At 45.7% G+C, this 6,000-nt stretch carries 6 protein-coding genes; all 6 read right to left on the bottom strand.

The window, feature by feature from the left end; translation table 11 throughout:
- Positions 1-315 precede the first annotated feature (315 nt).
- Genes BRW63_RS20395 through BRW63_RS20420 form a run of 6 tightly spaced genes read right to left on the bottom strand, consistent with a single transcriptional unit; the run spans position 316 to position 5,526 of the window.
- A complete protein-coding gene (locus tag BRW63_RS20395; protein ID WP_073074248.1) occupies positions 316-558 on the bottom strand; it encodes a hypothetical protein in 243 nt (80 codons plus the stop codon).
- A gap of 40 nt (positions 559-598) precedes the next feature.
- The gene (locus tag BRW63_RS20400) at positions 599-997 is read right to left on the bottom strand and encodes a hypothetical protein (protein ID WP_073074249.1); all 399 of its coding nucleotides are present in this window, start codon (positions 995-997) and stop codon (positions 599-601) included.
- The gene (locus BRW63_RS20405) at positions 994-1,257 is read right to left on the bottom strand and encodes a type II toxin-antitoxin system RelE family toxin (protein WP_073074250.1); all 264 of its coding nucleotides are present in this window, start codon (positions 1,255-1,257) and stop codon (positions 994-996) included. The genes BRW63_RS20400 and BRW63_RS20405 overlap by 4 nt, the downstream gene beginning before the upstream one ends.
- A complete protein-coding gene (locus BRW63_RS20410; protein WP_073074251.1) occupies positions 1,250-1,519 on the bottom strand; it encodes a hypothetical protein in 270 nt (89 codons plus the stop codon). The genes BRW63_RS20405 and BRW63_RS20410 overlap by 8 nt, the downstream gene beginning before the upstream one ends.
- Before the next feature lie 25 nt (positions 1,520-1,544).
- Complete coding sequence (locus BRW63_RS20415) at positions 1,545-4,514, bottom strand: HEAT repeat domain-containing protein (RefSeq protein WP_073074252.1); 2,970 nt, start codon at positions 4,512-4,514, stop codon at positions 1,545-1,547.
- 28 nt (positions 4,515-4,542) lie between these two features.
- On the bottom strand, positions 4,543-5,526 hold the full coding sequence (locus BRW63_RS20420; protein WP_073074253.1) for an ABC transporter ATP-binding protein: 984 nt from the start codon (positions 5,524-5,526) through the stop codon (positions 4,543-4,545).
- Between the last annotated feature and the right edge of the window lie 474 nt (positions 5,527-6,000).

Genomic DNA, 6,000 nt, shown 5'->3' on the forward strand with positions numbered 1-6,000 from the left:
TTAAATGTATTGAAGTTAATTGTCTCGATAAACATCTTGACGATGAGCCATGATCACAATGGTAATGATCGAACTGGTTTGACTAAACTCACTCGTATTTTCTGCATTCGTTTGGCTGCTTTCTTTAACTGTATAAATGACCCGCCAGTCACCCACTCGATAGCGAAAATAACCAGCATATACACCTTTAAGTTTTTGATGTTTGCACGGCTGTATGGGTCTTGACGTAACTGTTCAAAACAGCGATTTAACCGACGAACTAAAGAAGGGTCTGCCTGTTCATAAAACTTCTGTGCTTTGCGTGTGAAATTTAATTCAATCATCTCTGCGGATGCTGTCGAAAGACACCACTTCTCCCACATCAGCCTCTTGTACTGCCTCAAGAAATGCGGCTTCGAGACCCGAAATGTTCAATAATTCCTGAGTAGCTTCATTGACCTCACGATCTTCCAAGTAGGCTAAAAAGTCACTGGCGACTCGCAGCCGTTCAGGAGAAAGCTGTCTGAGACGCTTCTCTGCTTCCTGTAAAAGATTGATCGTTTCTTGCGCGGATTCCATTGCGAACCTCTTTGGTAATTTGAGCGTTTGTAGGGATTGTTTATTTCACATCTTCGCTCACGCCTTCAAGAAATGCGATCGCGCCTTTTGCCCAAACATTATTTTCTGCAAAGTGTTCGCCGACTTTGACACCTGCTTTTTTGCCGCCCTTCCAAAGCCGCTTGAGGCTGAGGAAGTTTTGCCAGCGCTGCGGGTCTTGCGCTTCGATCAGTTTCGCTTCTACTTCAATGATTTGAGGAACAGCGATCGGGTCTGCAAGATTGGGATATTTCTGCTGGAGTTGATCAACGAACTGCTTGTAGTCTGTTAGTAAGATTTCAAAATTTTGCTCTGTCGTTGACTGATCTTGCGTAATGATCATGTCTCCTTCTACATTGCCTGCAACTCCACCTGAAACAGAACCGTGAAAATTTTGCTGTACTTTAGGAGTGTTGTTCATGAGTCGTATGCCTCGCTGCGATGTTTGATAGTGAGAATGGAAACGATCTGGATGTCATCGTCGATCGTATAAAGAACGCGATAGTCGCCTGTGCGAAAACGGTAGATGCTTGCAAAGTCGCCTTTAAGTGGCTTGATGTTGGGATGTATGCGAGGATTTTGTTCGAGATGGATGAAGCATCGAGCGACTTTTTTGGCAGTAGCGCGATCGAGCTTGATGTAGAGTGCTTCGGCATCTGGATGTAAGACGACTTCATACATCAGAACGAAGTTCTCTCCAGTTTTTGAATTGACTGGTGGGGGTGGATTGGGCTTGCTTGAGTTTGGTCAGGAGATTGGGGTCGGTGCTGAGTTCTTGTGTGGCTTCGTGGGAGGCTTTGTCGAGGAGATAGGCGGCGAAGTCGGTGAGGGTTTGGAGATGCTCGATCGAGAGTTGGGGTGAGATCTCAATGAGTTGGGCTTGGAGGGCTTGAGATTGTGCGATCGCGAGATCAGTTGTGTCAGGGTGGTTGGCTAAGTTCATAGAATGGTTTTGGGGTTGGCTGGGTTTATTCTACTGAATCGGGTGGAGGCGTGATTAGATTGCCTTCGACGTTACCTGCAACAGCACTAACTGGGGCGTAGAAGTTTTGAGTGATGGGAGAGCGATCGCTGTTTTGGCTGGTTTGTCGATCGGGCTTCTGTGCTTCCAGATAGGCTTGAAAGACTTCGTAGTTGTAGAAATTCCAGCGCTTTTGGATTACTTTGATCACTTTCAAGAATTCTAGAGATGAAGACGAGTAATGCCAGAATTCAGATAGTAGTTGAGGATTTCCTAGCTTGCCAAGTGCTTCTATTGCTTCTGCCTTGGCATCGTTAAACTTACTTTTTAGAATAAGTTGAATCAGTCTCGGTGTAGCCAATTCATATAGTGCTTGTAGGGTTGATGCTGGGATAGGATGCTCTGAAAACCTTCCCAGTACATATATAGCCTTCCAGCAGATATCCTGATCTTCATGATCAATCGCTGTGATTAGCATCGGAATAGCACTAGTCTCGCCGAGATAGCCTAGTGAAATAGCTGATCGGTAGCGAGTATGATAGTCTTCGTCTTGAATTTTTTCAAAGAGTTCACGGAAAGCTATTTCGTCTTTCCCCGCCGCTTTAAATATATCAGCCACTGCCCAAGATATTTCAAAGTTTGTATCTTGAAGCGCCTGAAATAATCCTTCGATTGCATCTTCAACTCCTATTGTCATAAGTGCTTTAGCAGCGCGTATACGCAAATCAGAGTCTAACCATTCATTCTCTAAAATCTGTAAAAGTCCAGGTACTGCTGTTTCATGAGAAAGTTGTATGAGCGACTCGGCTGCTACTTCACAAACTTCTGGCTCTTTATCTTCTAACGCTTGGATTACACCAGCGATCGCAGGAGGAGTGCCTATTTTTGACAAGGCTAAAACAGCTAATCCACGTACTAATTCTTCTTCATCTTTCAGAGCATTGAGTAATCGTGGTATGACTCTTTCACATCCTAAGAGACCAAGCGCAAGGATATAGGTTATGTGAGTATCATCATCTAATGTGGCAAGTAAGACAGGAATAGCTGTTTTATCCTCCAGTTTCTCTAACATCTTTGCAAATTCCTCCCATACGCAAGCCTCTTCAGGTTCTAGAAGATTTTGAATTAGTCTATGGATTGAAGGATAGATGTCTTGTTGAATTGGTATAGGTAATACTTTCTCAACTGTGGCTGAATTGCCCACACGCAGTTTATGAACTGTTGCATTTTGAGCAAGAGATTTAACTGTAGATCTGCCTTCTAGCTTCTTTAAAGCTTGATTTATTCTGTGTTTAATATCGGAAGAATCCGTATTCAAGGCGATTTGGCGTAATCCGGCGATCGCTACTCTGCTTCCAATTTGTTCTAGAATTCGGATTGCTAAAAACTGAACAGAAGAGGGATTGCTATTAATTGCTTGAGGAATCTTACAGATAGCTTGATCACTGCCAATTCTTCCTAATGCCTTAAGCGTAATGCGTAGATCTTCTTTGTCCTCCAGTGCTAGACATAACTCTGGAATAGCAGCTTCAGAGTGCATTTCATCCAGTAGTTTAATTTTCAAGACTTTGGAGACTTTCAGGGTAGTTACCAAGTTCAGTGTTTTGACTTGGTATTCCCATTTGACTTCCCCTGCCATACGTGCGCCCAGCATCTTATCAACCTCAATCGCTAATTGCGTCAATTTCAGCGCCTGATCTTCGCTCTCCACTAGAGCTAATACCGTTGCGACAGGCTCCGTCCACTTCAGATAATTGAGATACTTCTGTTTCAGTTGCTCATCATCCAACTGCGGCAACTGCTCCAATAACGCCTCTGCCGCATAATATTCCTGAATCAGTTGATGGCGAAACTCGATTTGGTCTACGCTTCGATTTTGCAGCAGATGGTATTTGAGCAAGTCATCCAAAATATCTCGACCTGGAAACTGCTCTTTCGGGAAAACTCTGCTTAATTCGCTTTCTGCTTCATTTCGATCGATGACCACTCGAAAATCAACAGGTGTCTCTCCCTGCATCATGAGAAACGCCAGAGCTTTCAACGCCTTTTTCCACAATCTACGATCGCTAAGCGGTCTCACATCTCCTTTTAACAGGGCGACTTCATGCTTACGAACACTGCTGATTTCATACATAGCTGTAAAAGCCTGAAATACTTCTGCCAAATTAGAAGGCAATCGATTATCAGGAGTTTGTTGGATCACTTCACACAGCATCCACAGCAGCAGTGGTGTTTGCCCAAACTCTCGCAATCGATCGTTTAACTGCCGCAGCATTTGCTCTGCTTGCTCTGGCACACACGATCGAATAAACGCTTGCATCTGCACTTCTGTGAGCGGCTGCATTTCTAATTTCTTTTCAATCCCTAGATCTCCCCCAAGGCTCAAATCTCGCGTAGTAAAGATCATCGGCAGCTTGGGATGATTGCGCCGAAAAGCAGAAAGCTGAGATCGAGCCTCTTCAGATGGCAACTCATTCACACCATCGAATAAGAAGAGCATTTCCTTCGGAGTTGCGCCCTGCGCTAATCGAGACAACACAGGTTCAAGTTCTTGAGCCGTTAACGGAAGCTCATGTCGGGCAAACGCCTCGCAAATCAGGTCAACGATCGAGCCTTGCCAATAGCGCAATTCCACCAGAACCGGAATGCTCGTTTGCTGAGTTGCCTCGTCGAGTAACAATCGTGCCAACGCTGTTGATTTTCCCGATCCCGGTCGTCCAACCAATAAAACATGGTTTTTTGCATATTTACGAACGCCTTCAAGAACGGGAAATCGTTCAACTTTCTCTTCTTCCCCTGGTTTTCGGCTCTCTTTTTTTACAGTCTGAACCATTAGCCCAAAGTTAAACGGCGACTGCAACTTATTCTTTGGCTGCTGCTTTCCTGATGCATCCGTCGGCGTGTAATTTTCCGACCACTGCTGATAGCGATCGCAAATTGACTTTAGATATGGCTGGACATCGGGCAAGTCAGACATACGGGTAGCAGATGAGAGGCTTTATTACTTATGATACGGTTCCTGCTTGAAAGACTCGCCCGATGACTTCCTCGATCGGAGGGTCAATCACCGTCAAATCTAAAATCTCTAAATCTCCTAAAAGCTTGGCAACCGTGCGAGTCAGCGCTTCTTGTGGCACCAGAAACCGCGCTGAGTGTTTGTCTGATTCTTGCAAATCTCCATAGAGCCTGAGTTGATCTTTAGAATAAGTCTGAGTAAACTCGATGCTGATTTCGCGACACGGAGAGAAGCGATCGACCAACCCTTCTAAGCTGCCGTCATAAATCAGTTGCCCCAAGTGGATCATCAACACTCGCTTACACAGCGCTGTAATGTCTGCCATATAGTGGCTCGTCAACAACACCGTCGCCTGATAGCGCTGATTATATTCGCGCAAAAACTCTCGCACGGCGACTTGGGCGTTGACATCTAATCCCAGCGTCGGCTCGTCTAAAAATAAGACTTGTGGCTGGTGCAAAAGGGCGGCGAGCAGTTCGGCTTTCATCCGTTCGCCTAAAGAGAGTTTGCGAACAGGTTGCGTCAGTTTGCCTTCCAGAGATAGCATCTCGCTGAGTTCGCCGACCCGTCGATCGAGCGCATTATCCGAAATTCCATACACTGCCGCATTAATCCGAAAAGAATCAACCGCAGGCAAATCCCAGATCAATTGCTGCTTTTGCCCCATCACCAGCGTCACTTGTCTGAGAAACGCCGCACGACGATCGAACGGAAGATGGCCCGCAACCGTAACGCGCCCTTCTGACGGGTGAATCAAGCCTGTAAGCATTTTCAGCGTCGTAGTTTTTCCGGCTCCATTTGCGCCCAAAAAGCCCACCACTTCTCCCGGTTCAATCTTAAATGAGACATCTTGAACCGCTTTCACCTGACGGTAGTTGCGCTTAAAGAAATGGGTCAACGTCCCTTTCAATCCAGATTCTTTAACGGCAACAGGGTACATCTTGCTGAGATGTTCGACCACGATCGTAGACATAGGTTCTTGATTTCTAGTAGATGCGAGTAAGGAGCGATCGCCTGAAATTTTTCGCAGGACTGTTTCAAGCCTAAATGATTTAGAAGGAGCAAAGAAAACTTGTTTTCCCTGCTCCTCCGACGATCTCAGCGCGTTCCTGCTTTAGGTATACTGAAAAGACCGCTCTTAGAGATCTACCTGAAGGAATTTTCTATCTTGAAGATCTGACGCAACAGTGTCATTTCCGCAATTGTCAGCATGAGCAAGACCCGGGTTGTGCGATTCAGCAGGCAGTAGCAGAAGGGCGACTCGATGCAGCACGGCTGCTGAGCTATCAGAAGTTGCAGCGAGAACTTCAGTATGCAAGTCGTAAACAGGATGGGAGCATCCCACCTTTGCGATGAGTATTCATACTCAGTGCCAACCTCGCCATTCAATTGGACAATCTAATAGAAGTCGTTCTGAGAACCCGCGAAATGACCCCTGAACAAGGGG

Source organism: Phormidesmis priestleyi ULC007, assembly GCF_001895925.1.
GTDB classification, from domain to species: Bacteria; Cyanobacteriota; Cyanobacteriia; order Leptolyngbyales; family Leptolyngbyaceae; genus Phormidesmis_A; species Phormidesmis_A priestleyi_A.